Source organism: Streptomyces sp. NPDC001852 (genome assembly GCF_042891825.1).
GTDB lineage: Bacteria > Actinomycetota > Actinomycetes > Streptomycetales > Streptomycetaceae > Streptomyces.
Genome location: NZ_JBIATN010000003.1, coordinates 1 through 24,544, shown reverse-complemented (window position 1 = coordinate 24,544; position 24,544 = coordinate 1). Strand labels below are relative to the sequence as shown.

Genomic DNA, 24,544 nt, shown 5'->3' with positions numbered 1-24,544 from the left:
CCTGGGTCTCACATACCGGCCAGTAGCCGGTTCGGGGGGCCATAGTGGTCGAGGAGAAGGGCCGGGAAAAGGGGTTACCCTGAGTAACCGGATAACGGTTGGGACCGTGGGGCCAGTTGGGCGCCAGGACGGTCAAGAACCGGGAATGACGGGCGGATTCGTGGATACCCGCGCGAACCGGAGGGGTGGGCCGGCGGCGGAGACGCCGCAGCGGCCCGGCACCGGCGGCCGGGCCACTGCGGAGGCGTCACCGCGGCGGACGCGGAGGTCACTCCTCGATCGTCAGACCCTTGCGCAGCCGCACCAGCGTGCGCGCCAGCAGGCGGGACACGTGCATCTGGGAGATGCCGAGTTCCTCGCCGATCTCCGACTGGGTCATGTTCGCCACGAACCGCAGGGAGAGGATCTTCCGGTCCCGGGACGGGAGCTCGGCGATCAGCGGCTTGAGGGACTCCACGTACTCGATGCCCTCCAGCCCGTGGTCCTCGTACCCGATGCGGTCCGCGAGCGCGCCCTCGGTCTCGTCCTCCTCGGGCTGGGCGTCCAGCGACGAGGCGGTGTACGCGTTCGAGGCGGCCATGCCCTCGACGACCTCGTCGTTGGAGATGCCGAGCTTCTCGGCCAGCTCCGGGACGGTCGGTGCCCGGTCCAGCCGCTGGGCCAGCTCGTCCCCGGCCTTGGCCAGGTCCAGGCGCAGCTCCTGCAGCCGGCGCGGAACGCGCACGGACCACGAGGTGTCGCGGAAGAACCGCTTGATCTCGCCGATGATGGTCGGCATCGCGAAAGTGGGGAATTCCACCCCGCGGGAGAGTTCGAAGCGGTCGATCGCCTTGATCAGGCCGATGGTGCCGACCTGGATGATGTCCTCCATCGGCTCGCTGCGGGAGCGGAAACGGGAGGCGGCGAACTTCACGAGCGCGAGGTTGAGCTCGACGAGGGTGTTGCGGACGTACGAGTACTCGTGCGTCCCTTCCTCCAGCGACTCCAGGCGCTCGAAGAGGGTCTTGGACAGGGCCCGCGCGTCGACCGGGCCGATCTCGTCGTACGGGGGGATCTCCGGGAGTCCCTCGAAGGCGTCGAGGGCGTCGATGGGATGATCCAGTTGTTCCGGTGGGGGTGTCGACGTCGCGATCGGGGTATGCGATGCGTCGAGCCGGGGTGACATGGGTGTCCTCCATCGTTCTCGGCATATGGCTGCCGAAGCCGGTGCGTGCACTGCGGTGTGCGGCGCCTCCAAAGCCACGTGTAGGGGTACGTGTCCTTACTAGCCCTACCCGGTTCACCGAGGCGATCGCAAGTGCGTTCTGTTGCGGTATGTCCGATTCTGTGAGGTTCTTCGGGTGCCGGAGTGTGCATGGAGGGCGTAATGTTCGAGAGCAGTCAGCGTCCACGACCTCGGGAGAGAGACGGCATGGACCACGGGACGGTCGGCAGCGCACAGTCGGGCCGGCTTCTGGTGGAGGTGCGGGAAGAGGGCTCCAGCGCCGTTGTGACACCGGCGGGTGAGCTCGATCACCACACCGCCGATCTGTTGCGTGAGCCCCTCGACGACCTCCTGGCCAAGGGCTTCTCGCGCCTCGTCGTGGACTGCACGCGCCTGGAGTTCTGCGACTCCACGGGCCTGAACGTGCTGCTCGGCGCCCGCCTGAAGGCCGAGGCCGCCGGTGGCGGGGTCCATCTGGCGGGGATGCAGCCGGTGGTCGCCCGGGTGTTCGAGATCACCGGGGCCGAGGCGGTCTTCACCGTGCACGACTCCGTGGAGGCCGCTCTGGCCGACGGCGCCGACTGAGTCCGCCGCCCCCCGCCCTCCCGCGCGACGCCGGCCGTGGACGCCCCGCGGCCGGTACGCCGAAATCAGGGGTGTTGTGCCGGATCGGCCGGGCAGGAGAGGGCAGGAGAAGGCGGGGCAGCCCCTGACGACCGCCGGCCCGGACCGCCCCGGGACCGGCGCAACGACCGGACGGGACGTACGTGCGACGGACGGGCGAGCAGGACACCCCCGCGCCGACAGCGGGCGGACGACGTACGGACCGGCCGGCACGGAGCAGTGCCGGCCCTTTGAATCGTGAACTGGTGAATCGGTGAGGTGAAGCGCTGATGAGCACCACCCGGCCTTGCTCGCCGGGCGACCGCGGCCCGGAGCCCAGCGGCGCTTCCGGGGCGTCCGAGGGGGGTGCGCCGACGGCAGGCGCGCCCACGGGGGCAGCCGCGCCGTCCGTGCCGCCCGGGTCCGCCGACGGCACTCAGGGCATCGGCGGGCCGCAGGTCCGCAGGATCGGCCTGCAGGGTGAGAGCGGGGTCGTCCCGCTCGCCCGCGACTTCACCCGCCAGGCGCTGTACGCCTGGGGCTGGCTGCCCGCGGCCGGCGCGGACCAGCGGGCCGCCGCCGAGGACGTGCTGCTCGTCGTCTCCGAACTGGTCACCAACGCCTGCCTGCACGCCGAGGGCCCCGAGGAACTGCTCCTGGCCTGCGACAACAAGGTGATCCGGATCGAGGTCGCCGACCGCGGCACCGGCCAGCCGGCCCCGCGCACCCCGCACCGCGCCGGCCGCCCCGGCGGCCACGGCATGTTCATCGTGCAGCGGCTGTGCCTGGACTGGGGCGTCGTCCGCGCCGCGGGCCGGCCGGGCAAGAGGGTGTGGGCGGAGCTGGGCGCCCCGGCGTAGGGCAGCGGGACAATTCGGTTTGCGCCGGGTACGGCACCGCCTACGCTGGGCGCAACGCGCTGACGGAGACGAGTAGCCCGGGACCCAGCGAGCCGAGAGAGCCGCCACCCGCTGTGAAGGCGGCCTCGCCCCCCGGTGTGAATCCCCTCCCGAGTGCGGGGAGGAAATGCCCCGCCGGCCGGCCCCCGTCACCGGGCCCCACGAGGCCGTCGTACCCGGACTGTCGTACGACGGCGAAGGCGTGGTGGCACCGCGAGCACCCTCTCGCCCACGCCCCGAGGGAACCGACCCGGGGCGGACCGTGCCGCCCCGCCGACCAGTTGGGCAGCACCATGCTTGACGTCACCCTCATCCGACAGCACCCCCGACGCGTCCGCGAAGGCCTCGCCAAACGCGGCCTGGAGGTGGACCTCGACGCCTTCCTCGCGCTCGACGAGCGGCTGCGCAAGGCCCGTACGGCCCTGGAGCGGCTGCGCGGCGAACGGCGCCGCGTCTCGGCGGACATCGCGGCCCGCCGCCGGACCGGCGAACCGGCGGACGAACTCCTCGACCGGGCCGCGCACCTGGCCGACGACGTCGCGGAGGCGACCGCCGCGCACGGCCGGCTGGAGAGCGAACACCGCGCCTTCCTCGACGGCCTGCCGAACCTCCCCGATCCGGACGTGCCCGCGGGCGGCAAGGAGCACAACGAGGTCGTCCGCACCGGGGGCGCCCGCCCGGAGTTCGGTTTCCCGCCCCGCGACCACGTGCGGCTCACCGAGGACCTCGGACTGGTCGACCACCGGCGCGGCGCCGCGCTCGCCGGGAGCGGGCACTGGATCTACCGGGGCGAGGGCGCCGCGCTGGAGTGGGCGCTGCTCAACCACTTCCTGGACGGCCACCGCCGGGCGGGCTACACCTTCGTACTGCCGCCCCACCTGCTCACCTGGCAGGCCGGGTACGCCGCGGGCCAGTTCCCGAAGTTCGCGGACGACGTCTTCGTCACGGACCGCGCCCCCGACGGCCGCCCCGAGCGGTTCCTGCTGCCCACCGCCGAGACCGCGCTCGCCGGCCTGCACCACGGCGAGACCCTCGACGAGAGCGAGCTGCCGCTCAAGTACGTGGCGTACACGCCCTGTTACCGCAAGGAGGCCGGCGGCCACCGCACCGCCGACCGGGGTACCCTGCGCGGCCACCAGTTCAACAAGGTCGAGTTGTTCCAGCTCACCCGGCCCGCCGACTCGGACGCCGCCCAGCTCGAACTGCTGGCGCGGGCCGAGGAGCTGGTGGCCGGGCTCGGCCTGCACCACCGGGTCACCCGGCTCGCCGCCGGGGACACCAGCGCCGCCCAGGCCAGTACCTACGACGTCGAGGTCTGGCTGCCCAGCCTCGGCATGTACGTCGAGGTCAGTTCGGTGTCGAACGCCCGTGACTACCAGGCCCGGCGTGGCGGCATCCGGTACCGCCCGGCCGGAGGCGGCAGGGCGGCGTACGTCCACACGCTCAACGCCTCGGGCCTGGCCACCAGCCGTCTGGTGCCGGCCCTCCTGGAACAGCACCAGCGGCCCGACGGCACGGTCGCCGTACCCGAGGTGCTCCGGCGCTGGGGCCTGCCGGAGGTGCTGCGCAGGCCGTGAGACCGCGGCCCACCCTCCACTCCGGCAACGCGCCGCACACGCCGGATCGTCACAACTCCGGCGTGTGATGCGTCTTCCCTCCTCGCGACGCCGGGCGTACCTTGACGGCCGAATCTGATACGTCGTCAGGAAATGTCGTCGCAAGGGATTGGGGTGGACCGATCGTGTCGTACCCGAAACGAACCGCCGCGCTCGCGTCCGCCGCGGCCCTGGCCGGCTCGGCGGTGCTGCTGTCCGCGCCGGCCGCCCACGCCGACGTGGTCGACGTCGACTACCGCTGTCAGACCCCGATCGGCGTCAAGAGCGCCGTCTCGCCCATCGACATGACGGGCGTCAGGAGCGGCAGCGGCTACAAGATCACCATGTCCTGGCAGAAGGGGGTGTCCTCCAGCCCCGTCGAACTGGGCAAGGGCGCGATGACGCCGAGCGCGAGCATCGAGCTGGGCGGCGCCGACAGCGGCACGCTGCCGGTCAGCGGACCCGCCAACGCGGCCGCGATCCCCGCCAACACCCCGATCAAGATCAGCGACCTGACCGGCACCTATACGCCGAAGAAGACCGGCAAGGTCACCTTCACGCCGGGCACGCTCATCATCAAGGCACTCGGCACGACGACGACGTGCACGCCGACCAACAGCCCCAAGCCGGGGCTCACGCTGGACGTGACCGCGGCGGGCGGTTCGTCGTCGACCTCGTCCTCCGGCGGCTCCTCCTCCGGCGGAGCGCTCCCCCAGACCGGCCCGGAGGACTCCGTCGTCGCCCTCGGCACCCTCGGCGGCACGGTGGTCCTCACCGGCGCGGCAGGCGCCCTCTGGCTGACCCGCCGAAACCAGCCGTCCCGCCGCTGACCCGCGCCGACGACGGCCCAACCCCGGGCCGGCCGTCGGACCGTGCCACAGCCGACCGCCAGACCGGCCGCCGAAGCCGAGCCCCGCCGAACCCCAGGCCAACCGCCGGAGCCGCCCATGCCGTCCGCCGCCCGTGCCCTGACCCGCCGTCGGTGCCCGCCCCGGACCCACGCATCGCTTCCGGCCCGCGCCGCCCTGCCCGCGGCCCTGTGCCTGTGCGCCGTGCTGGGCGCCGCAGCCGGCGCCTCCGCCGCGCCCGGATCCTCCGCCGCGCCCGGTGCCTCAGCGGCGCCCGTGCAGTGGTCCGTCGCGCCCGCGGGCGGTGGTCGCCCGTCCTTCTACGCCGAGGGTCCGCCGGGGACGGTCCTGCAGGACACGGTGGCCGTCACCAATCCCGGGCGGGCGCCGGTCCTCGTACGGCTGTCCGGAACCGGCCTGCGCACGGTCTTCGCCCAGAAGGCCGGGAACGGGATACGCGTGCCGGCCCGGACCCGGGCCGAGGTGCCCTTCACGGTGACCGTGCCGGCCGGGGCCGCGCCCGGCGACCGTTCCGGTGCCGTCGTCGCGCGGGACACGCGGGGGCGTACGGCGACCGTCCCGATCCGGCTGCGCGTCGGTGGCCCGGCGCTCGCCGCGCTGACCGTCGAGCACCTCGCCGTGCACGCCGACAGCATCACGTACGAACTGGTCAACCGCGGTACGACCGTCCTCGTGCCGCGGCTCGCGGTGCGCGCCGAGGGCGTCCTGGGCCGGGTCCTGGACCGTGCGCCGCGCACCCTCGGTGTCCGGCTGCGCCCCGGCGCCCGTGTGCGGCTCACCGAGCCCTGGCCCGACCGGCCCGCGCTGGACGCGGTCGACGTACGGCTGACGGTCACGGCGCCGGGCGGAGCCCATGACACGGCGACCGCCTCGGCCCGGTTCGTGCCGTGGCCGACGGTGGCGGCCACGGGCGGCGCGCTGCTGCTGGGGACGGGCGCGCTGCTCGTCGTACGCCGGCGCCGACGCCGTACGTCCGACGGCGGCCGGGCGGCCGGCGTCCCGGCGGCCGGCGGGGTGCGGGGCGCCGTAGGTGCCGAAGTCCCGTGTGCGGGCGGTGCATTGACGGAAGGCGCGGTGAAGTGAGCGTACGGGTACGGAATCTGCGGTCGGCGGCGACGGCGTTGGCGGCGGTGCTCGCGCTGCTGCTCGTGCCGCTCGCCGGCTCGGCGGGCGCGGTGGACGGGCCGGTCGTGACGTTGTCGGCGACGCAGGCCGGTGCCGGCGGTTCCGTCACCGTCAGGGGCAGCGGCTGGAGGTCGCACACGTTGCTGATGGTGCTCGTGTGTGGGCGGGCCACACCGGCCCGAGGTGTCATCGGCGGCACCAACTCCTGCGCGAACGGCGACGGCCGGGCCGTGACCACCGACGCCCGGGGCAGCTTCAGCCGGAACCTCCCGGTCGCCGAACCACCCGTGCCCTGCCCCTGCGTGGTGCACGTGGCCACGGTCACCGGCGCCGAGGCGGAGGCGGACGCCGTCCTCCAGGTCGCCGGGCATCCGGTCGCCCCCCTGCCCGCCGCACCGTCCGACGGCCGTCTGTCCGTCCTGTCCGACGTCCGGCTGACCGGTGCCGGCGGGCTGCTGACCTGGTTCGGCGCCCCACCGAGCCGCACCCTCGTCCTCACCGTCGGCAACACCGGTACCGGCGCGATCAAGGACCCCGTCTTCCAGGTCGGCAGCGCGCACGGCGTCTTCGCCCCGCAGTGGGACGACCAGCAGTGGCACGGCACCCTCGCGCCGGGCGGGAAGGCCGAGGTCAGGCTGCCGGTCGAGCTGTCCGCCGGGGCGCACGGCGACTACACCGTCTCCCTGAAGTACGACGGCAGGGTGCTGGCCGAACAGCCGTGGGGCGTGGGCCGTCCCTGGGGCGTGACGCTGTTCTGGATCCTGCTCGGCCTGGTGGTGCCCGCCGCGCTGTTCCGCATCGGCATGGCCGTCGTGGACCGGGTACGGCCGCGCCGCCCGGGTGCCGCCCGCCTCACCCGCACCCTGCGCCTGCCCCGGCTGCTCCGCGCCGCCGGCCGCGGCACCGAACCGTCCCCCACGAACCCGACCCTGCCGTGGTTCGCCCCGGACTCCGTCCCGGGCGACCCGGCCGGCCGGCTCTCCGCACCGCACTCCGACAGCCCGACGAGTCCCACGACTCCCACCACGAAAGGACCGACGTGAGCATCCGAAGGAGAGGTACGGCCGCGGGCGCCGCGCTGGCGCTGACCGGTGCGGGCGTCCTGCTGGGCCTCGCCGCGAGCCCCGCGCAGGCGGCCGAGGTGTCGTACGCCACCCACTGCGTGCCGCCCGCGGGCATCAGCCCGATCGACGGCACCACGAAGGTCGAGATCGACGCGCCGGCGACGGCGAAGGTCGGTGACACGGTGGACGTCGTGTGGAAGTTCGTCCAGGCCGCGTCCAAGAACCCCGACATCATCGACCTGCCCGCCAACTCGGTCCAGCCGTCCGGCGTGCTGACGGCGGCCGGGGCGCAGGTCGCCGACATCGCGATGCAGGGAACCCGCACGAACCCCGCGATTCCCAAGGGCGCCGCCATGGTGCTGTCCGACATGAAGGGCAGCATCAAGCTGACGACGGCAGGCGAGGTGACGCTGACGCCCGACGCGTACACCGTCAACGCGATGTCGACGGACACCAAGTGCACGCCCAAGGAGACCGTGCAGAAGGCGGCGACCATCCAGGTGACAGGTGGGGGCGGCGGGGGCACCGGCACGCCGACGCAGTCGACGACACCGACGCCGTCCGGCACTCCCACCCGGTCGGCCAGTCCCACGGCGACCTCGTCCGGCGGCAGCGGGCAGACCGACTTCACCGGCAAGGAGGTGCAGATCCCCTACGCCTGCAAGACCCCGATCGGTGACAAGAACGCGACCTCGCCGGTGCAGATCGACGCGAAGAAGAACGGCGGGAACTTCGACCTCACCGTGCAGTTCAAGAAGTCGGTGATGAACAGCCCCGCCGACATCCCGAAGGGCTCCGTGAAGCCGTCCATGGAGGTGGTGCTGGGCGGCGCCGACAAGGGCACGGTGCATGTGGAGGGGCCGGTGAACGCCAAGGACATCAAGTCCGGCGACCCGATCGAGATCCCCGACCTCACCGGCACCTACAAGCCCGGCGCGAGCGGCACCTCGACGCTGTCCCCGGGCGTCCTCACGGTCAAGGCGCTCGGTACGACCACGACGTGCACACCGACGAAGACGCAGGTCTCGCTGACCCTGGACACCAGCGGGCAGCCGGGCGGCGCGTCCGGAGGCACGTCCACCTCCGGCGGCTCCACGAGCGGCGGCAGCACCGGCAGCACCGGCTCCGGAGGCCTCGCGCAGACCGGCGCCGACGACCACGGTGCCCTCAAGGCCCTGGGCCTGGTGGCGGGCACGGCGATCCTGCTCGGCGGCGCGGTGTTCACGTTCATGCCGGGCCGCAGGGCACGCCGGTAACGCATGCACGGAGGGCCATCACATCCCGAGGATGTGATGGCCCTCCGTCGGCCACGTCCGGACGACTAGTGAACGTCGCCCATGAGCTGGTTGACCTTCCTGCGGTACATCCACACCGCGCCACCGGCGAGCACGGCGAGCACGGCCTCCAGGGCGACGAAGCCCATCTTGTCGAGGTTGACCCCGCCGACGGCCGGGTTCGACATCAGCGCGGTGATCGAGTCACCGGCGGTGACCGCGAGGAACCAGACGCCCATCATCTGCGAGGCGTACTTCTTCGGCGCCATCTTCGTCGTCACCGACAGGCCCACCGGCGACAGCGTCAGCTCACCGACGGTCTGCACGAAGTAGATCGCGACCAGCCACATCGCCGCGGCCTTGTGACCGCCCTCGGCGATCGACAGCGGGGCGAGGAAGAGGAAGAAGGACGCACCGATCAGCACCAGGCCGGAGGCGAACTTCACGATCGTGCTCGGCTCCTTGCCGCGGCGGTTCAGCCACAGCCACGCCCAGGCGAAGACCGGGGCCAGCGCCATGATCATGACCGGGTTGACCGACTGGTACCAGGAGACCGGGAACGTCCAGCCGGCGATCGAGTTCTTGGCCGAGCTGTCCGCGAACAGGGACAGGGTCGAACCACCCTGGTCGTAGATCATCCAGAAGACGGCGGCGGCGGCGAAGAACCAGATGTACGCGCGCACCTTCGACTTCTCGCCCGAGTCCAGGTCCTTGTCGCGCAGCATGCGGGCGATGACCAGGATCGGCACGATCAGGCCGATGATCGTGAGCGGGATCAGCGCCCAGTTCAGGGTGTAGTGACCGGTGCCGCCGACGACGCCGTAGAAGACGGCCGCGATGGCCAGCCAGGTCAGGCCCTTGCGCAGGGTCGCGGACTTCTCCGCGGGCGTGAGCGGGGTGGGGACCTCGCTGCTCTTCGGGCTCAGGTGGCGGCCGCCGAGCAGGTACTGGGCGAGACCCAGCGCCATGCCGAGCGCGGCCAGCGCGAAGCCGAAGTGCCAGTTGACGTTCTCACCGACGGTGCCGATGACCAGCGGGGCGGCGAAGGCACCGAGGTTGATGCCGATGTAGAAGAGGGTGAAGCCACCGTCGCGGCGCGCGTCGTCCGGGCCCTTGTAGAGGTGGCCGACCATCGTGGAGATGTTGGCCTTCAGCAGACCCGAGCCGATGGCGACGAGACCCAGGCCGACGAAGAAGCTCGCGGCCACGGGCAGCGCGAGGCACAGGTGGCCCAGCATGATGATCAGACCCGAGACGGCGACCGTCTTGCGAGGGCCGAGCACACGGTCGGCGAACCAGCCGCCGGGCAGGGCGAGCAGGTACACGAGCGACACGTACACCGAGTAGATCGCGGTCGCCGTGCCCGCGCTCATGTGCAGGCCGCCCGGGGCCACCAGGTACAGCGGGAGCAGAGCCCTCATGCCGTAGTAGGAGAAACGCTCCCACATCTCGGTCATGAAGAGAGTGGCCAGGCCGCGGGGGTGGCCGAAGAAGGTCTTCTCGGACCCGGGGGTGCCCGGGCGGACCGAGTCCTTCGTCAGGCTGGACGCCATGGTCGTTCCTTGCTGGTCGGGACGCGCTTCTCGAGCGTTGCGCGCCCGGTGGGGGTGCGGCCGGCACCGGCACGGTCGGTCGTCCGACCCCAACGCCCGAGGGGAGTCCGCGTCCGGGTCTCGGCAGCGGTGGACGGCGACCACCGGGATCCACGCCCCGTCGCGCGTCGATGCGCTGCGGAGCCCGGCCAGAGGTCATTCCTTTCAAGGCCGACCAAGGGTGATCTTGGTCAACCCGCACACAAAAGAGACCTTCAGCGTCATCTGCCCGCCAAAGGTCCCCGGTGTACTACAGGCGTTCAGGTCACTGTAAGGCAGGACAGTGCCGGATATGGAAGGACTTGAGACGCGGATCACAGGTGTCGGAGGAACCACAGGACCGGAATCGAAGGTCTCTCCTACGATCGCATCACCAGAGCCATGGTTCGTACCAGTGGCGTCACAAGGTAAGAGTTCCTGGAAGCGATCACACCCCAGCACCGCACGCGGGCGGTCTACCATCACCTCATGACCCGTGTACTGCTCGCCGAGGACGACGCGTCCATCTCGGAGCCGCTGGCCCGTGCCCTGCGCCGGGAAGGTTACGAGGTCGAGGTGCGCGAGGACGGCCCCACCGCGCTCGACGCCGGAATGCAGGGCGGCGTCGACCTGGTCGTACTGGACCTGGGCCTGCCGGGTATGGACGGCCTGGAGGTCGCGCGCCGGCTGCGGGCCGACGGCCACACCGTGCCGATCCTCATCCTGACCGCGCGGGCCGACGAGGTGGACACCGTCGTCGGCCTGGACGCGGGCGCCGACGACTACGTCACCAAGCCCTTCCGGCTCGCCGAACTGCTCGCCCGGGTACGGGCCCTGCTGCGGCGCGGTGCCGCCGAGCCGCAGCAGCCGCCGGCCACGCACGGGGTACGGATCGACGTCGAGTCGCACCGGGCGTGGATGGGCGACGAGGAACTCCAGCTCACCGCCAAGGAGTTCGACCTGCTGCGGGTGCTGGTGCGGGACGCAGGCCGGGTCGTCACGCGCGACCAGCTGATGCGCGAGGTCTGGGACACCACGTGGTGGTCCTCCACCAAGACCCTCGACATGCACATCTCCTGGCTGCGCAAGAAGCTCGGCGACGACGCGGCGAACCCCCGCTACATCGCCACGGTGCGTGGAGTGGGCTTCCGCTTCGAGAAGAGCTGAGCCCCTCCCCGGGGACCCCTCCCCGGGACCCAGCGATCACCTCAGGTAACGGAACATGCGTCGACGTCTCATCCAGTCCACCCTCGCCGTCGTCCTCGTGGTGATCGCCGTCTTCGGCATCTCCCTGGTGATCGTCGAGTCGCGGACGATCAGCAACAGCGCCCAGGAGCGGGTGGACTCCGAGGCGATCCGGCTGGCCAGCATCGTGGACAGCAGGATCCTCGCCGCGGAGAACGTCAACGCGGACGTGCTGCGCAACCCGGTCAGCAAGGAACAGTACGCGGTCATCCGCATGCCCGGGCAGGCGCCGATAGAGATCGGCACCAAGCCGCGGGGCGATGTCATCCACGCCACCCAGCAGGGCGAGGAGGGCGAGACCGTCACGGTGCAGGAGCCGCGCTCCGCGGTGACCCGCGAGGTCGGCCGGACCCTGCTGATCATCGGCCTGGTGGCGCTGCTCGCGGTGGTCGCCGCCGTACTGCTCGCCGTACGGCAGGCCAACCGGCTCGCCTCCCCGCTGACCGACCTCGCGGAGACCGCCGAGCGGCTCGGCTCCGGCGACCCGCGCCCGCGGCACAAGCGGTACGGCGTCCCCGAGCTGGACCGGGTCGCCGATGTGCTGGACTCCTCCGCCGAGCGGATCGGGCGCATGCTGACGGCCGAGCGGCGCCTGGCCGCCGACGCCTCGCACCAGCTGCGCACCCCGCTGACCGCGCTGTCCATGCGGCTCGAGGAGATCACCCTCACGGACGACCCGGACATCGTGAAGGAAGAGGCGAACGTCGCGCTCACCCAGGTGGAGCGGCTGACGGACGTGGTGGAACGCCTGCTGACGAACTCCCGCGACCCCCGCACCGGCTCCGCCGTCACCTTCGACCTGGACGAGGTCATCCAGCAGCAGCTCGCCGAGTGGCGGCCCGCCTACCGCAGCGCCGGCCGGGCCATCGTCAGCTCCGGCAAGCGGCATCTGCAGGCCGTCGGCACGCCGGGGGCGGTCGCCCAGGTGCTGGCGGCGCTGATCGAGAACTCGCTGATGCACGGTGGCGGCACGGTCGCCCTGCGCACCCGGGTCACCGGCAACCAGGCCGTGGTCGAGGTCACCGACGAGGGCCCCGGGGTGCCCGCCGACCTCGGCGCGCGGATCTTCGAGCGGACGATCAGCGGGCGGAACTCCACGGGGATCGGTCTGGCCGTCGCCCGCGACCTGGCGGAGGCCGACGGCGGGCGGCTGGAGTTGCTCCAGGCCCAGCCGCCGGTGTTCGGGCTGTTCCTCTCGCGCACGCCGCCGGCCCGCAAGACGGAGGAGGACCGGCCGACGGTGCGCTGAACCGGGTTACGGAACCCGCTGCGACTTCGGCTCCGGGTGCGGCAGCTTCGACTCGGCCACCAGGATCGACTCCGCCTCCTTGGACGGCTGCACGCGGAACACCCAGGTGCGGTACGACCAGAAGCGGAACAGCGTCGCGACGCCGATGCCGACGAACTTGAAGACGTTGCTCTGCAGCGGGCTGTCCCAGCCGAACCCGTAGGTCGCCGCGTAGAGCACGCCGTTCTCGATCACCAGGCCGATCGCGCTGAAGAAGAGGAAGAGCGTGAGTTCTTTGGTGCGGCCGCCCCTGTCGCGGTCCCGGTACGTCCAGTAACGGAACCCGACGTAGTTGAAGGCGATGGCGACCACGGTCGCGATGATGCTGGCGCGTACCACCGGCAGGTCGGAGACGTGCCGGACGAGGTTGAAGACGCCGAGGTTCACAAAGATGCCCGCGACGCCGACGGTGCCGAACTTGGCCACCTCGCGTACGAGCCGTTGCAGCCCCGAGGAACGAGGTTCCATGGCTGTGCAGCTCCCGTCGGTAGGTTTCGTCAGCCACGCCATGCTATCCGGGTGAACCCGCCGACGCCCGTGCACAAGACCAAGACCGGGAAACAGATCGGAAAGAGGGCGGAAAGTGACTGGTAAGAGATCGCGGGAGGGACGCGATCCGGTCGCCCCGGCGTGGCCGATACGCTAGGGGTGTGACGTTCCCGGTAGTCGGCATGGTCGGCGGGGGGCAGCTCGCGCGTATGACGCACGAGGCGGGCATCCCGTTGGGCATCAGGTTCAAGCTTCTCAGTGACACCCCTCAGGATTCCGCGGCGCAGGTCGTGAGCGATGTCGTCATCGGCGACTACCGCGACCTGGACACGCTGCGCGAGTTCGCGCGCGGTTGCGATGTGATCACCTTCGATCACGAACATGTACCCACCGAGCACCTCAGGGCCCTGGAGGCGGACGGCATCCCCGTGCGTCCGGGGCCCGACGCGCTGGTGCACGCCCAGGACAAGGGTGTGATGCGCGCGAAGCTCGATCTGATCGGCATCCCGTGCCCGAGGCACCGGATCGTCACCGATCCGGAGGACGTGGTCCGGTTCGCGGCGGAGGGGGACGGCTTCCCGGTCGTCCTGAAGACCGTGCGCGGCGGCTACGACGGCAAGGGCGTGTGGGTCGTGGAGTCCGCCGAGGAGGCCATGGACCCGTTCCGGGCGGGCGTCCCGGTGCTCGCCGAGGAGAAGGTCGACTACGTCCGCGAGCTCGCGGCCAACGTCGTACGCTCCCCGCACGGCCAGGCCGTCGCCTACCCGGTGGTGGAGTCGCAGCAGGTGGGCGGCGTGTGCGACACCGTCATAGCCCCGGCCCCCGACCTCGACGAGGCCCTGGCGCTCAAGGCCGAGCAGATGGCCCTGACCATCGCCAAGGAACTCGGCGTCGTCGGTCACCTCGCGGTCGAGCTGTTCCAGACCCGCGACGGCCGCATCCTCGTCAACGAGCTGGCGATGCGCCCGCACAACTCCGGCCACTGGACCCAGGACGGCGCGATCACCTCGCAGTTCGCCAACCACGTCCGCGCGGTCCTCGACCTCCCGCTCGGCGACCCCCGCCCGCGTGCCCGGTGGACGGTGATGGTCAACGTCCTGGGCGGCGACTACCCCGACATGTACTCCGCGTACTTGCACTGCATGGCCCGCGACCCCAAGCTCAAGATCCACATGTACGGCAAGGACGTGAAGCCCGGCCGCAAGGTCGGGCACGTCAACACCTACGGCGACGACCTGGACGACGTGCTGGAGCGCGCCCGTCACGCAGCCGGCTACCTGAGAGGCACGATCACCGAATGAGCCCTGTTGTTGGCATCGTCATGGGGTCGGACTCCGACTGGCCCGTCATGGAGGCCGCCGCCAAGGCCCTGGACGAGTTCGAGATCGCCTACGAGGTCGACGTGGTCTCCGCGCACCGCATGCCCCGCGAGATGATCACCTACGGCGAGCAGGCCGCCGACCGCGGCCTGAAGGTGATCATCGCCGGCGCGGGCGGCGCCGCCCACCTGCCCGGCATGCTCGCCTCCGTCACCCCGCTGCCGGTCATCGGCGTACCGGTGCCGCTGAAGTACCTCGACGGCATGGACTCGCTGCTGTCCATCGTGCAGATGCCGGCCGGCGTGCCCGTCGCCACGGTCTCCGTCGCCGGTGCCCGCAACGCCGGTCTCCTCGCGGCCCGCATCCTCGCCGCGCACGACGAGGACCTGCTGCACAAGATGCGCGACTTCCAGCAGGACCTGAACGACCAGGCCACCGAGAAGGGCAAGCGGCTGCGCTCCAAGGTCGAGGGGTCGAGCGGCTTCGGCTTCGGGAAGTAACAGGCAATGACCTCACTGGACGAAGCACGGTCCCTGCTGCGCGAGTTCCCGGTCGTCGACGGCCACAACGACCTGCCGTGGGCGCTGCGCCAACAGGTCCGCTACGACCTCGCCGCCCGCGACATCGCCGTACGGCAGGACGCCCATCTGCACACCGACATCCCGCGGCTGCGCGCGGGCGGGGTCGGGGCGCAGTACTGGTCGGTCTATGTGCGCTCGGACCTGCCCGGGGCGGTGCCGGCGACCCTCGAACAGATCGACTGCGTACGCCAGCTCATCGCCCGGAACCCCGGCGATCTGCGGGCCGCGCTGACCGCCGCCGACATGGAGGCGGCGCGCGCGGAGGGCCGTATCGCCTCCCTCATGGGCGCGGAGGGCGGTCACTCGATCGACAACTCCCTCGGCACCCTGCGCGGCCTGTACGAGCTGGGGGTGCGCTACATGACGCTCACCCACAACGACAACAACGACTGGGCGGACTCCGCCACGGACGAGCCCAGGGTCGGCGGCCTGTCCGCGTTCGGCCGCGAGGTGGTCCGCGAGATGAACCGCCTGGGCATGCTGGTCGACCTCTCCCACGTGGCCCCCACGACCATGCGGGCCGCGCTGGACACCACGTCCGCGCCGGTGATCTTCTCGCACTCCTCCGCGCGGGCCGTGTGCGACCACCCGCGCAACATCCCCGACGACGTCCTGGAGCGCCTGCCGGCCAACGGCGGTGTGGCCATGGTGACGTTCGTGCCGAAGTTCGTGCTCCAGGCGGCCGTCGACTGGACCGCGGCGGCCGACGACAACATGCGCGCCCACGGCCTGCACCACCTCGACGCCGGCCCCGAGGCGATGAAGATCCACGCCGCCTTCGAGGAGCGCAACCCGCGCCCTGTCGCCACGGTGTCGACGGTCGCGGACCACCTTGACCACATGCGCGAGGTCGCCGGCATCGACCACCTGGGCATCGGCGGCGACTACGACGGCACCGCCTTCACCCCGGACGGCCTCGGCGACGTCTCCGGCTACCCGAACCTGCTCGCCGAGCTGCTGGACCGCGGCTGGTCCACCTCCGACCTGGCCAAGCTGACCTGGCAGAACGCGGTACGGGTCCTCGGCGCGGCGGAGGACGTGGCCCGCGACCTCCAGGCCACCCGCGCCCCGTCCAACGCCACCATCGAGTCGCTGGACGGCTGAGCAGCCCCTCTCGTGGCTGCGTTCCCCGGCGAACGCCCGGCGGCTCATGGAGGCGGTTGCCAGGGACGGGGCGGGTGCCGCGCACCTCACCAAGACCCTGGACGAGTTGCAGGCGCTCACGGGGGACGAGTGAGGAGCTACCACTACACCGACTGAAGCCCTCAGACCCTGGACGAGGTCATCCGCACGGCCCGGGGCCCGACCGGCCGTACCCCCGAACGCCCCACTCACCAGGAAGGCATCGTTCCCTCCGTGCGACCGTGGCGATGACGCCCCAGCCCGACGTAGCTCACGACCGACGTAGGCAACGACGACGTACGGAGCCCGCCATGGCCGACCTCGAGGACGACATCCCCATGCCGACCGAGGTCGGCGAGGACGACGGCCTGCCGGACGACCCCTTCCCCGCGGAGCCCACGTCCCTGCGGCAGGCTCACGCCCTGCTCGCCGCCCACCCGGTCGCCGACGGCTACAGCGGACTGCCCCGGGCCCTGCGCCATCTGCCCTGGTACGACCTGGAGCTGGGCGAGGCGGCCCTCGACACCGACATACCCCGGATGCGCGAGGGGCACGTGGGCGCGCTGTTCTGGTCACTGCACCTGCCCGAGGGCCCCGGCGGCGACCGTGCGACGGCCGCGACCCTGGAACAACTGGACCAGGCGCGCTCGGTGGTCGACGCCCACCCGGAGGGGCTGCGCCTGGTGCGCACCGCCGGACAGATCATCGACGCCCACCACTGCGGCCGTATCGCCATGGTGCTGGGCCCCGCCCACGCCGCCGCGCTCGACGACTCCCTCGGCATCCTGCGCGTCCTGCACGCCCTCGGCCTGCGCGTGCTCACGCTCGACGGCACCGTCTGGGCGGGGGAGCGGGGGCTGACCCGGTTCGGCGAGGAGGTGGTGCGCGAGATGAACCGGCTCGGCGTGCTCGCCGATGTCACCGGCGCCACCCGGGCCACCGCCGAACGTGCCCTCGCGCTGTCCAAGACCCCGGTGCTGTGCACCCGCTCCGCCGCCCGCGCCCTGCGCCCGCACCCGGCCAACCTGCCCGACGAGCTGCTCACCTCGCTGGGCGAGGCGAAGGGCCTGTGCATGGTGCCGCTGGCCGCCGAGCAGACCGGGCCGACGGTCCAGGACGTCGCCGACCACCTCGACCACGTCCGCGACGTGGCCGGCCCGGACTGCGTCGGGCTGTCCGGGACCTACGACTCCGGCGCCGCCCACCCCCGCGACCTCGCCGACGCCTCCCGCTACCCCCACCTGATCGCCGAACTGCTCCGGCGCGGCTGGTCCGAGGCCGAACTGGCCCTGCTGACCTGGGGCAACGTCCAACGGGTGCTGCGCAGCGCGGACTTCACGGCGAGGGCCGCACAGCACCGCCGGGAAGCATCGAACGCGAGGATCGGGGAGCTGGACGTCCCCTAGACCCCCCGGGTCACGGGTGATCGATCCGGCACAGGCAGAACGGATGCCCGGCCGGGTCGGCGTACACCTGGAAGTCCTTCTTCTCCCGGTCCTGAAGGTCCAGTGGCCGCGCGCCCAGCGCCAGCACCCGTTCATGGGCCGCGTCGATCTCCGCCCAGGTCCTCCCCGCGTCGAAGTCGAGGTGGAACTGCTGGCCGTTGCGGTCCGCACGCGGCCACTCCGGCGGGGCGTACCCCTCGGCCCGCTGGAAGGCCAGCCGCGGCCCGTCCGGCACCTTCAGCACGACCCAGTCGTCGTCCTCGGGATCCGGGGTGCCCCCGGCCACCGCCGCGTAGAAGGCGGCCAGCGCATGCGGATCGGGGCAGTCCAGCACGACGGAACGGAAACGGGCGACGGACGTCATGATGTCCTCCTTCGGGCGGCTCGGCAGGCGCACGGACGCTTCAGCAGGCGCACAGGCAGAACGGGTGCCCAGCAGGGTCGGCGTACACACGGAAGGTCCGCTCGCGGTCCTCGGCGTCCAGTGGCCGCGCCCCCAGCTCCAGCACCCCCTTCTCCGCCGCGTCCAGGTCCTCCACCACCAGGTCCAGATGGAACTGCTGCGAGGCGTCCGGCGCGGGCCACTTCGGCGGCACGTACTCCGGCGCCTCCTGGAAGGCCAGCGCCGGCCCCCCGGGCACCTTCAGGTCCACCCACTCGCCGCTGTCGTCGGAGTTCGCCTCCACCGTCCCGCCCAGCACCGCGGCGTAGAAGCCGGCCAGCGCACGGGGATCGGGACAGTCCAGCACCACGACACCGAGCTTGGCGAGAGCCATGACTACCTCCTTGTGTCACAGACGGCGTTACCCCTGGCGTTACCCATAGAGGCGGGCAACCGGTAACGGTTACTGCATGCTCCCGCATTGGGGGTAACGTTGCAAGCATGAATGAGAGACCGGCCGCTCCCGGATCCCTGGCGCTGGTCGAGTCCCTGGTCAACACGCTCCTGGACATCGAGACCGGCGCCGACATGCTGGACTCGGCGGAGGGCCGGGGGCACTTCGGGATCGCCGAGGACGCGGTGGAGGAGGCGCGGGAGCTGCGGGAGTCGCTGCGGGCCGCGCTGCTCGCGCACGCCGGGCATCCGCCGCACCGCGAGGTGACCCCGCTCGGCGAACTGCTGTCCCGCGCGCCGCTGTACGTCGCCGTGGACGAGCGCGACGGCTCCGCGACCTTCGTCCCCGCCCCGGACGCCCCGCTGCTCTCCCGTGTCGCCGCCGCCGTCGCCGAGGGCCTGGCGGACGGCACCTGGATGCGCCTGAAGGCCTGCGAGGCCCCCGACTGCCACTGGGCGTACTACGACCGCAGCCCGGCCGGACGCGGTCGCTGGTGCTCGATGCAGGTGTGCGGGGCGAGGGCGAAGATGCGCCGCTACCGGGCCAAAGAGGGGTAACACACAGGGAGTTCATCGGCCACGTATGTGTCCGGTGGTGCAGAATACCGAAAGACGCCGGTTCGGCCGACTGAGCCTCGGCCGAACCGGCGTCACCTGTCCCGTGGGTTATGCGGTGGGCCGGCCCATCGCCCGGTACGTCCAGCCCGCCCGCCGCCACAGCTCCGGGTCGAGCGTGTTGCGGCCGTCCAGGATCACCCGTGCCGCCGCGACCTCGCCGAGCGCCGCCGGGTCCAGCTCGCGGAACTCCCGCCACTCGGTGAGGTGCAGGACGACGTCGGCGGACCGCGCCGCCTCCAGCGCGGAGCCGGCATAGCCCAGGGTGGGGAAGACCTTGCGGGCGTTGTCCATGCCCTTCGGGTCGTACACGGTGACCTGACCGCCCTGCAGATGGATCTGGCCCGCCACGTTCAGCGCGGGCGAGTCGCGGACGTCGTCGGAGTCGGGCTTGAACGTGGCGCCGAGCACCGCGACCCGCTTGCCGAGGAAGGAACCGCCGCCGAGCGCCTCCCGGGTCATCTCGACCATCTGACCGCGCCGGCGCATGTTGATGGAGTCGATCTCGCGCAGGAACGTCAGCGCCTGGTCCGCGCCCAGTTCGCCGGCCCGCGCCATGAACGCGCGGATGTCCTTCGGCAGACAGCCGCCGCCGAAGCCGATCCCGGCGCGCAGGAACTTCGCCCCGATCCGGTCGTCGTGCCCGATGGCCTCCGCCAGCTTCGCCACGTCACCGCCCGCGGCCTCGCACACCTCCGCCATCGCGTTGATGAAGGAGATCTTGGTGGCGAGGAAGGAGTTCGCGGCCGTCTTCACCAGTTCCGCGGTCGGGAAGTCGGTCGCCACGAACGGCGTGCCCTCGCCGATCGGGGTCGCGTACACCTCCCGCAGCAGCTTCTCGGCCCGCTCGCTGCGCACACCCGCCACGATCCGGTCCGGGTGCAGGGTGTCCTGGACGGCGAAGCCCTCGCGCAGGAACTCCGGGTTCCAGGCCAGCTCCGCGTCCCCGCCCGCCGGGGCGTGCTCGGCGAGGTAGCCGGCCAGCCGGTCGGCCGAGCCCACCGGCACGGTCGACTTGCCGACGACCAGGGCCGGACCGTGCAGATGCGGGGCGAGCGAGGAGATGGCGGAGTCGACGTACGACATGTCGGCCGCGTACTCCCCATGGCGCTGCGGGGTGTTGACGCACACGAAGTGCACATCGCCGAAGGCGCCGACCTCGGCCCAGTCGGTGGTGAACCGGAGCCGACCGGTGGAGCCCTCGAAGCCCGCCACGTGCCTGCGCAGCAGCTCCTCCAGCCCCGGCTCGTACATGGGGGTCTCGCCGCGCTCCAGCATGGCGATCTTCTCGGGTACGACATCGAGCCCCAGCACCTCGAAGCCGAGCTCGGCCATGGCCGCGGCGTGCGTGGCGCCGAGATAGCCGGTGCCGATCACGGTGATCTTCAGGCTCATGGGTGCGCTCCAGCTCGGGGACTCGTGATGCGGTGCCCGAGCATAGCCGGGCGGTCCACCGGGCAATTTCCCCGCTGTCGTGTACCTCACGTAGGCGTCCCACGGGCAGCCCTCTAAAATTTGAGTTACTTAACGGTAATTAGCGTCAGTATCACTGCGTCTTTGGAGCGTGAGAGACCGTGGCCGGATCGGCTGACTTCGACCTGTACCGCCCGTCCGAGGAGCACGACATGCTCCGCGATGCCGTCCGCTCCCTGGTCGAGGCGAAGATCGCGCCGCACGCCGCGGCGGTGGACGAGGAGGCCCGCTTCCCGCAGGAGGCCCTCGACGCCCTCGTCGCCAACGACCTGCACGCGGTGCACGTCCCCGAGGAGTACGGCGGCGCCGGCGCCGACGCGCTCGCCACGGTGATCGTGATCGAGGAGGTCGCCCGCGCCTGCGTCTCCTCCTCCCTCATCCCCGCGGTGAACAAGCTCGGCTCGCTCCCGGTGATCCTCTCCGGCGGCGAGGAGCTGAAGAAGAAGTACCTGACCCCGCTCGCCAAGGGCGACGCGATGTTCTCGTACTGCCTCTCCGAGCCGGAGGCGGGCTCGGACGCGGCCGGCATGAAGACCAAGGCGGTCCGCGACGGCGACCACTGGATCCTCAACGGCGTGAAGCGCTGGATCACCAACGCCGGCGTGAGCGAGTACTACACGGTCATGGCCGTGACCGACCCCGCCAAGCGCTCCAAGGGCATCTCGGCCTTCGTCGTCGAGAAGTCGGACGAGGGCGTCTCCTTCGGCGCCCCGGAGAAGAAGCTCGGCATCAAGGGCTCCCCGACCCGCGAGGTCTACTTCGACAACGTCCGCATCCCCGCCGACCGCATGATCGGCGAGGAGGGCACGGGCTTCATGACGGCCATGAAGACCCTGGACCACACCCGCATCACCATCGCCGCCCAGGCCCTCGGTGTCGCGCAGGGCGCCTTCGACTACGCCAAGGGCTATGTCCAGGAGCGCAAGCAGTTCGGCAAGGCGATCGCCGACTTCCAGGGCATCCAGTTCATGCTCGCCGACATGTCGATGAAGATCTCGGCGGCCCGCGCCCTCACCTACCAGGCCGCCGCGGCCTCCGAGCGCGGCGACGCCGACCTCACCTACCTGGGTGCCGCCGCCAAGTGCTTCGCCTCGGACGTGGCGATGGAGGTCACCACGGACGCCGTCCAGCTCCTCGGCGGCTACGGCTACACCCGCGACTACCCGGTGGAGCGCATGATGCGCGACGCCAAGATCACGCAGATTTATGAGGGCACCAACCAGGTCCAGCGGATCGTGATGGCCCGCAACCTGCCGTAGGGACAAGGGCCTTCGGCTCTTCGGGAAGGCGCCCTCCGGGGCGCCTTTCTGCTGTCCGGGCACACCTGCCGACCGGTCGGTCACATGCGGGGAGGGCCGCGGGGACGTAGGACGGAAGAACACGGGACCCGTCCCGGGTCCCCGTCTCCGAGGAGGAGCCATGACGCAGCCCGGAACGATGACGCCCATGACCCAGCAGATGCAGGACTGCGTGAACGCCTGCATGGCCGCGCACACCATGTGCGAGGAGACCATGAGCTCCTGCATGCAGATGGGCGGTCAGGCCCAGATGCAGGTCATGCGCGCGCTCATGGACTGCTCCGAGACGACGCGTATGTGCGCCGACATGATGATGCGCCGCTCGCCCATGTCGGGCGACATGTGCTCGATGTGTGCCAAGGCGTGCGAGATGTGTGCCGAGGCGTGTATGGCGATGCCGGACGACCCGCAGATGATGCGCTGTGCGGAGGCGTGTCGCCGCGCGGCGGAGATGTGCCGCGCCATGGCGGGCGCCAAGATGTGAGGTCCGCCCGAACCAGGTCGAGGGCACCCGCGCGGGTGCCCTCGACCTGGTTTCCCTAGTTGCCGGAGACGGTGACCTTCTGGTCGTTGTTCAGTTCGTTCACCAGCGTCTTCACCTTCGCCTTGTCCCAGACGAGGTTGCCGCCGACGGAACCCGATATCGGCATGTTCATGGACGTGCCGTCACCGCCCTGGACGCCCTTCATCGCCCAGAACATCGAGGCCAGGTCCCACAGGGACATGTCCTTGTCGACGATCAGGGAGTCCAGGCCCGCGCCCATGGTCGGGTAGAACTTGAACGGGTTGAGGACCGTGGACGGAGTGGCCACCTGGTGGGCCAGCGCCGACAGGAACTTCTGCTGGTTCTTGGTGCGCTGCAGGTCGGAGGCCGCGAAGGCGTGCCGGGTGCGGACGAAGGCGAGGGCCTGCGCGCCGTTCAGCGTCTGCGTGCCCGCCTTGAAGTCGGCGCCGGAGTAGGAGTCCTTGAAGCCCTTGTCGATGTTGATGGTGACACCGCCGACCGCGTCCACGATCTTGGCGAAGCCCTCGAAGCCGATCTCCACGTAGTGGTCGATGTGCAGACCGGTGTTGTACTCGATCGTGCGCACCAGCAGCGTCGGACCGTCGTAGGCGTACGCCGCGTTCAGCTTGTTCTGGCCCATGGCGGGGCGGATCTTGCCGGACGTGGAGCCCTGGAACGAGGGGATCGTCACGTTCGAGTCGCGCGGCAGCGAGATCAGCGTGTCGCCGTTGTCGCCGACGTGCAGGATCATCATCGAGTCGGTGCGCTTGCCCTGGGCGGAGCCGGTGTGCAGCTTCTGCTCGTCCGCCTTGGACATGCCCTCGCGGCTGTCCGAGCCGACGATCAGGTAGTTGGTGCCGGAGCCCGACGCCGGCCGGTCGATGACCTTGGACAGGTCGACCTCGCGGCGCAGCTTGGAGTCGGCCCAGAAGTATGTCGCGACGGACGTGACGACCAGCACGGTCACCAGGGTGAGCGCGGTCCACTTCAGCCGGCGCCGCCAGTTCGGGCGCGGCCGGTAGCGGTCGAGCTCCGGGTCCGGGTCGTTGTCGTTGGGCACGAAGCCGCCGCCGCCCCGCCCGCCGCCGTACACCTGCCCGGTGTTGTAGCCGCTGTCGTAACCGGCGCCGTCGTCGTATCCCTGGCCGTCGACGTACGACGGCTGCTGCGGGACTCCGGCCCCGTACGGCGGCGCCGCCGGGCCGGGGTCGCCGTAGGAGCGCTGCCCGGGCGGTACCGCCGGGCCGCGCCGCACCTGACGCATCACGCGGGCGTTCTCCGGCTGCGCGCCGGCACTGCCGCGTCCGTAGCGCGGGCCGCGGTTGTCGTCGGACCATCCCTCGGGCCAGTCATTCATGCGCCCCAGTGTGCAGGGCGTCGGTGTGAGGCTTACAAGGGCTGTCGGAAAATAAGGGCGGCGCTGTTGCGAAGCTGACACAAATTCCGCGAATGTCACTTCGGCATAAGGTGGAGGGCATGACAGACCAGGCCACGGACGTGGAACGGGACACGGAACCGGACATCCCCGGCAAGCCGACGTCCGCCTCGCGCACCACCCTCAGCCACATCATGACCCACAACGACACCAACCTGCTGGGGACGGTGCACGGCGGTGTGATCATGAAGCTGGTCGACGACGCGGCGGGCGCCGTGGCGGGCCGGCACTCCGGCGGTCCCGCCGTCACCGCGTCGATGGACGAGATGGCGTTCCTGGAGCCGGTGCGCGTCGGTGACCTGGTCCATGTGAAGGCACAGGTGAACTGGACCGGCCGGACCTCGATGGAGGTCGGCGTCCGGGTCCTCGCCGAGCGCTGGAACGAGTCGGCCCCGCCCACCCAGGTCGGCTCGGCCTACCTGGTCTTCGCCGCCGTCGACGCCGACGGCAAGCCGCGCCGGGTGCCGCCGGTGATACCGGAGACCGAGCGCGACAGGCGCCGCTGTCAGGAGGCCCAGATCCGCCGTACCCACCGCTTGGCGCGCCGCCGGGCCATTCGCGAGCTGCGGGAGAAGAGGGCGGCCGAAGGCTTCGAGGACTAGGGCCTGTCTGACAATTCCCGTCTGCCGCGCGACGCCATGCACGCACTCTCGCCGCACCGGCCCCAGACCCAAGTACGTCCAGTACGAG

Annotated in this window: 24 protein-coding genes; 17 read left to right on the top strand and 7 right to left on the bottom strand. The window is 71.2% G+C overall.

Annotation, left to right across the window (positions count from 1 at the left end; translation table 11 throughout):
- Window positions 1-268 precede the first annotated feature (268 nt).
- Window positions 269-1,165, bottom strand: coding sequence for an RNA polymerase sigma factor SigF (locus tag ACFYZB_RS05425; RefSeq protein WP_351205869.1), 897 nt, complete (start codon window positions 1,163-1,165; stop codon window positions 269-271).
- Between the two features lie 246 nt (window positions 1,166-1,411).
- On the opposite strand from ACFYZB_RS05425, the gene ACFYZB_RS05420 reads away from it, so the two are divergent.
- The 7 genes from ACFYZB_RS05420 (at window position 1,412) to ACFYZB_RS05390 (ending at window position 8,615) form a co-directional block, all read left to right on the top strand.
- On the top strand, window positions 1,412-1,789 hold the full coding sequence (locus ACFYZB_RS05420; RefSeq protein WP_225822271.1) for an STAS domain-containing protein: 378 nt from the start codon (window positions 1,412-1,414) through the stop codon (window positions 1,787-1,789).
- 308 nt (window positions 1,790-2,097) lie between these two features.
- The gene (locus ACFYZB_RS05415; RefSeq protein WP_351205866.1) at window positions 2,098-2,667 is read left to right on the top strand and encodes an ATP-binding protein; all 570 of its coding nucleotides are present in this window, start codon (window positions 2,098-2,100) and stop codon (window positions 2,665-2,667) included.
- A 332-nt stretch (window positions 2,668-2,999) separates the two neighbouring features.
- Window positions 3,000-4,283 (top strand): serine--tRNA ligase, encoded by a 1,284-nt coding sequence (gene serS / locus ACFYZB_RS05410; protein WP_388754630.1) that lies wholly within the window; start codon window positions 3,000-3,002, stop codon window positions 4,281-4,283.
- A 164-nt stretch (window positions 4,284-4,447) separates the two neighbouring features.
- A complete protein-coding gene (locus tag ACFYZB_RS05405) occupies window positions 4,448-5,131 on the top strand; it encodes an LPXTG cell wall anchor domain-containing protein (protein WP_388754627.1) in 684 nt (227 codons plus the stop codon).
- A gap of 117 nt (window positions 5,132-5,248) precedes the next feature.
- Complete coding sequence (locus ACFYZB_RS05400; protein WP_388754625.1) at window positions 5,249-6,253, top strand: hypothetical protein; 1,005 nt, start codon at window positions 5,249-5,251, stop codon at window positions 6,251-6,253.
- Window positions 6,250-7,338 (top strand): hypothetical protein, encoded by a 1,089-nt coding sequence (locus ACFYZB_RS05395; RefSeq protein WP_388754623.1) that lies wholly within the window; start codon window positions 6,250-6,252, stop codon window positions 7,336-7,338. The genes ACFYZB_RS05400 and ACFYZB_RS05395 overlap by 4 nt, the downstream gene beginning before the upstream one ends.
- On the top strand, window positions 7,335-8,615 hold the full coding sequence (locus tag ACFYZB_RS05390; protein WP_388754621.1) for a hypothetical protein: 1,281 nt from the start codon (window positions 7,335-7,337) through the stop codon (window positions 8,613-8,615). The genes ACFYZB_RS05395 and ACFYZB_RS05390 overlap by 4 nt, the downstream gene beginning before the upstream one ends.
- A 65-nt stretch (window positions 8,616-8,680) precedes the next feature.
- Here ACFYZB_RS05390 and ACFYZB_RS05385 read toward each other — a convergent pair whose 3' ends face one another.
- Window positions 8,681-10,186, bottom strand: a complete 1,506-nt coding sequence (locus tag ACFYZB_RS05385; RefSeq protein ID WP_388754619.1) for a peptide MFS transporter — start codon at window positions 10,184-10,186, stop codon at window positions 8,681-8,683.
- 507 nt (window positions 10,187-10,693) lie between these two features.
- Here ACFYZB_RS05385 and ACFYZB_RS05380 point away from each other — a divergent pair.
- Window positions 10,694-11,371 carry a response regulator transcription factor gene (locus ACFYZB_RS05380; protein WP_020940464.1) on the top strand — a complete coding sequence of 226 codons (678 nt, stop codon included), beginning with the start codon at window positions 10,694-10,696 and terminating at the stop codon, window positions 11,369-11,371.
- A 55-nt stretch (window positions 11,372-11,426) separates the two neighbouring features.
- Window positions 11,427-12,698 carry an ATP-binding protein gene (locus ACFYZB_RS05375; protein ID WP_388754617.1) on the top strand — a complete coding sequence of 424 codons (1,272 nt, stop codon included), beginning with the start codon at window positions 11,427-11,429 and terminating at the stop codon, window positions 12,696-12,698.
- A gap of 6 nt (window positions 12,699-12,704) precedes the next feature.
- Here the strand turns inward: ACFYZB_RS05375 and ACFYZB_RS05370 are convergent, their stop codons facing one another.
- A complete protein-coding gene (locus ACFYZB_RS05370; protein ID WP_351205849.1) occupies window positions 12,705-13,205 on the bottom strand; it encodes a GtrA family protein in 501 nt (166 codons plus the stop codon).
- A 182-nt stretch (window positions 13,206-13,387) separates the two neighbouring features.
- Between ACFYZB_RS05370 and ACFYZB_RS05365 the strand changes: the two genes are divergently transcribed.
- The 4 genes from ACFYZB_RS05365 to ACFYZB_RS05350 all read left to right on the top strand — a co-directional run bounded on the left by ACFYZB_RS05365 (window position 13,388) and on the right by ACFYZB_RS05350 (window position 17,654).
- The gene (locus ACFYZB_RS05365) at window positions 13,388-14,527 is read left to right on the top strand and encodes a 5-(carboxyamino)imidazole ribonucleotide synthase (protein ID WP_388754614.1); all 1,140 of its coding nucleotides are present in this window, start codon (window positions 13,388-13,390) and stop codon (window positions 14,525-14,527) included.
- The gene (purE, locus tag ACFYZB_RS05360) at window positions 14,524-15,045 is read left to right on the top strand and encodes a 5-(carboxyamino)imidazole ribonucleotide mutase (protein WP_079048792.1); all 522 of its coding nucleotides are present in this window, start codon (window positions 14,524-14,526) and stop codon (window positions 15,043-15,045) included. Before ACFYZB_RS05365 ends, purE begins: the two co-directional genes overlap by 4 nt.
- A 6-nt stretch (window positions 15,046-15,051) precedes the next feature.
- Entirely contained in the window at window positions 15,052-16,230 is a 1,179-nt protein-coding gene (locus ACFYZB_RS05355; protein WP_388754611.1) for a dipeptidase, read from the top strand.
- A 329-nt stretch (window positions 16,231-16,559) separates the two neighbouring features.
- Window positions 16,560-17,654 carry a dipeptidase gene (locus ACFYZB_RS05350; protein WP_388754609.1) on the top strand — a complete coding sequence of 365 codons (1,095 nt, stop codon included), beginning with the start codon at window positions 16,560-16,562 and terminating at the stop codon, window positions 17,652-17,654.
- A gap of 10 nt (window positions 17,655-17,664) precedes the next feature.
- On the opposite strand, the gene ACFYZB_RS05345 is transcribed toward ACFYZB_RS05350, so the two are convergent.
- Window positions 17,665-18,057, bottom strand: a complete 393-nt coding sequence (locus tag ACFYZB_RS05345; protein WP_388754607.1) for a VOC family protein — start codon at window positions 18,055-18,057, stop codon at window positions 17,665-17,667.
- A gap of 40 nt (window positions 18,058-18,097) precedes the next feature.
- Complete coding sequence (locus ACFYZB_RS05340; protein ID WP_351205838.1) at window positions 18,098-18,469, bottom strand: VOC family protein; 372 nt, start codon at window positions 18,467-18,469, stop codon at window positions 18,098-18,100.
- Window positions 18,470-18,576: 107 nt separating this feature from the next.
- On the opposite strand from ACFYZB_RS05340, the gene ACFYZB_RS05335 reads away from it, so the two are divergent.
- The gene (locus tag ACFYZB_RS05335) at window positions 18,577-19,086 is read left to right on the top strand and encodes a CGNR zinc finger domain-containing protein (RefSeq protein ID WP_388754604.1); all 510 of its coding nucleotides are present in this window, start codon (window positions 18,577-18,579) and stop codon (window positions 19,084-19,086) included.
- Between the two features lie 108 nt (window positions 19,087-19,194).
- On the opposite strand, the gene ACFYZB_RS05330 is transcribed toward ACFYZB_RS05335, so the two are convergent.
- A complete protein-coding gene (locus ACFYZB_RS05330) occupies window positions 19,195-20,538 on the bottom strand; it encodes a UDP-glucose dehydrogenase family protein (RefSeq protein ID WP_388754602.1) in 1,344 nt (447 codons plus the stop codon).
- A gap of 179 nt (window positions 20,539-20,717) precedes the next feature.
- Here ACFYZB_RS05330 and ACFYZB_RS05325 point away from each other — a divergent pair, with 179 nt between their 5' ends.
- Together ACFYZB_RS05325 and ACFYZB_RS05320 are read left to right on the top strand one after the other, a co-directional pair.
- Window positions 20,718-21,875: an acyl-CoA dehydrogenase family protein gene (locus tag ACFYZB_RS05325; protein ID WP_351205832.1), complete on the top strand. Its 1,158-nt coding sequence runs from the start codon at window positions 20,718-20,720 to the stop codon at window positions 21,873-21,875.
- Between the two features lie 160 nt (window positions 21,876-22,035).
- A complete protein-coding gene (locus ACFYZB_RS05320; RefSeq protein ID WP_388754598.1) occupies window positions 22,036-22,398 on the top strand; it encodes a four-helix bundle copper-binding protein in 363 nt (120 codons plus the stop codon).
- Between the two features lie 55 nt (window positions 22,399-22,453).
- Here ACFYZB_RS05320 and ACFYZB_RS05315 read toward each other — a convergent pair whose 3' ends face one another.
- Window positions 22,454-23,776, bottom strand: coding sequence for an LCP family protein (locus tag ACFYZB_RS05315; RefSeq protein ID WP_388754595.1), 1,323 nt, complete (start codon window positions 23,774-23,776; stop codon window positions 22,454-22,456).
- 119 nt (window positions 23,777-23,895) lie between these two features.
- Between ACFYZB_RS05315 and ACFYZB_RS05310 the strand changes: the two genes are divergently transcribed.
- Window positions 23,896-24,456 (top strand): acyl-CoA thioesterase, encoded by a 561-nt coding sequence (locus ACFYZB_RS05310; protein ID WP_388754592.1) that lies wholly within the window; start codon window positions 23,896-23,898, stop codon window positions 24,454-24,456.
- Window positions 24,457-24,544 lie beyond the last annotated feature (88 nt).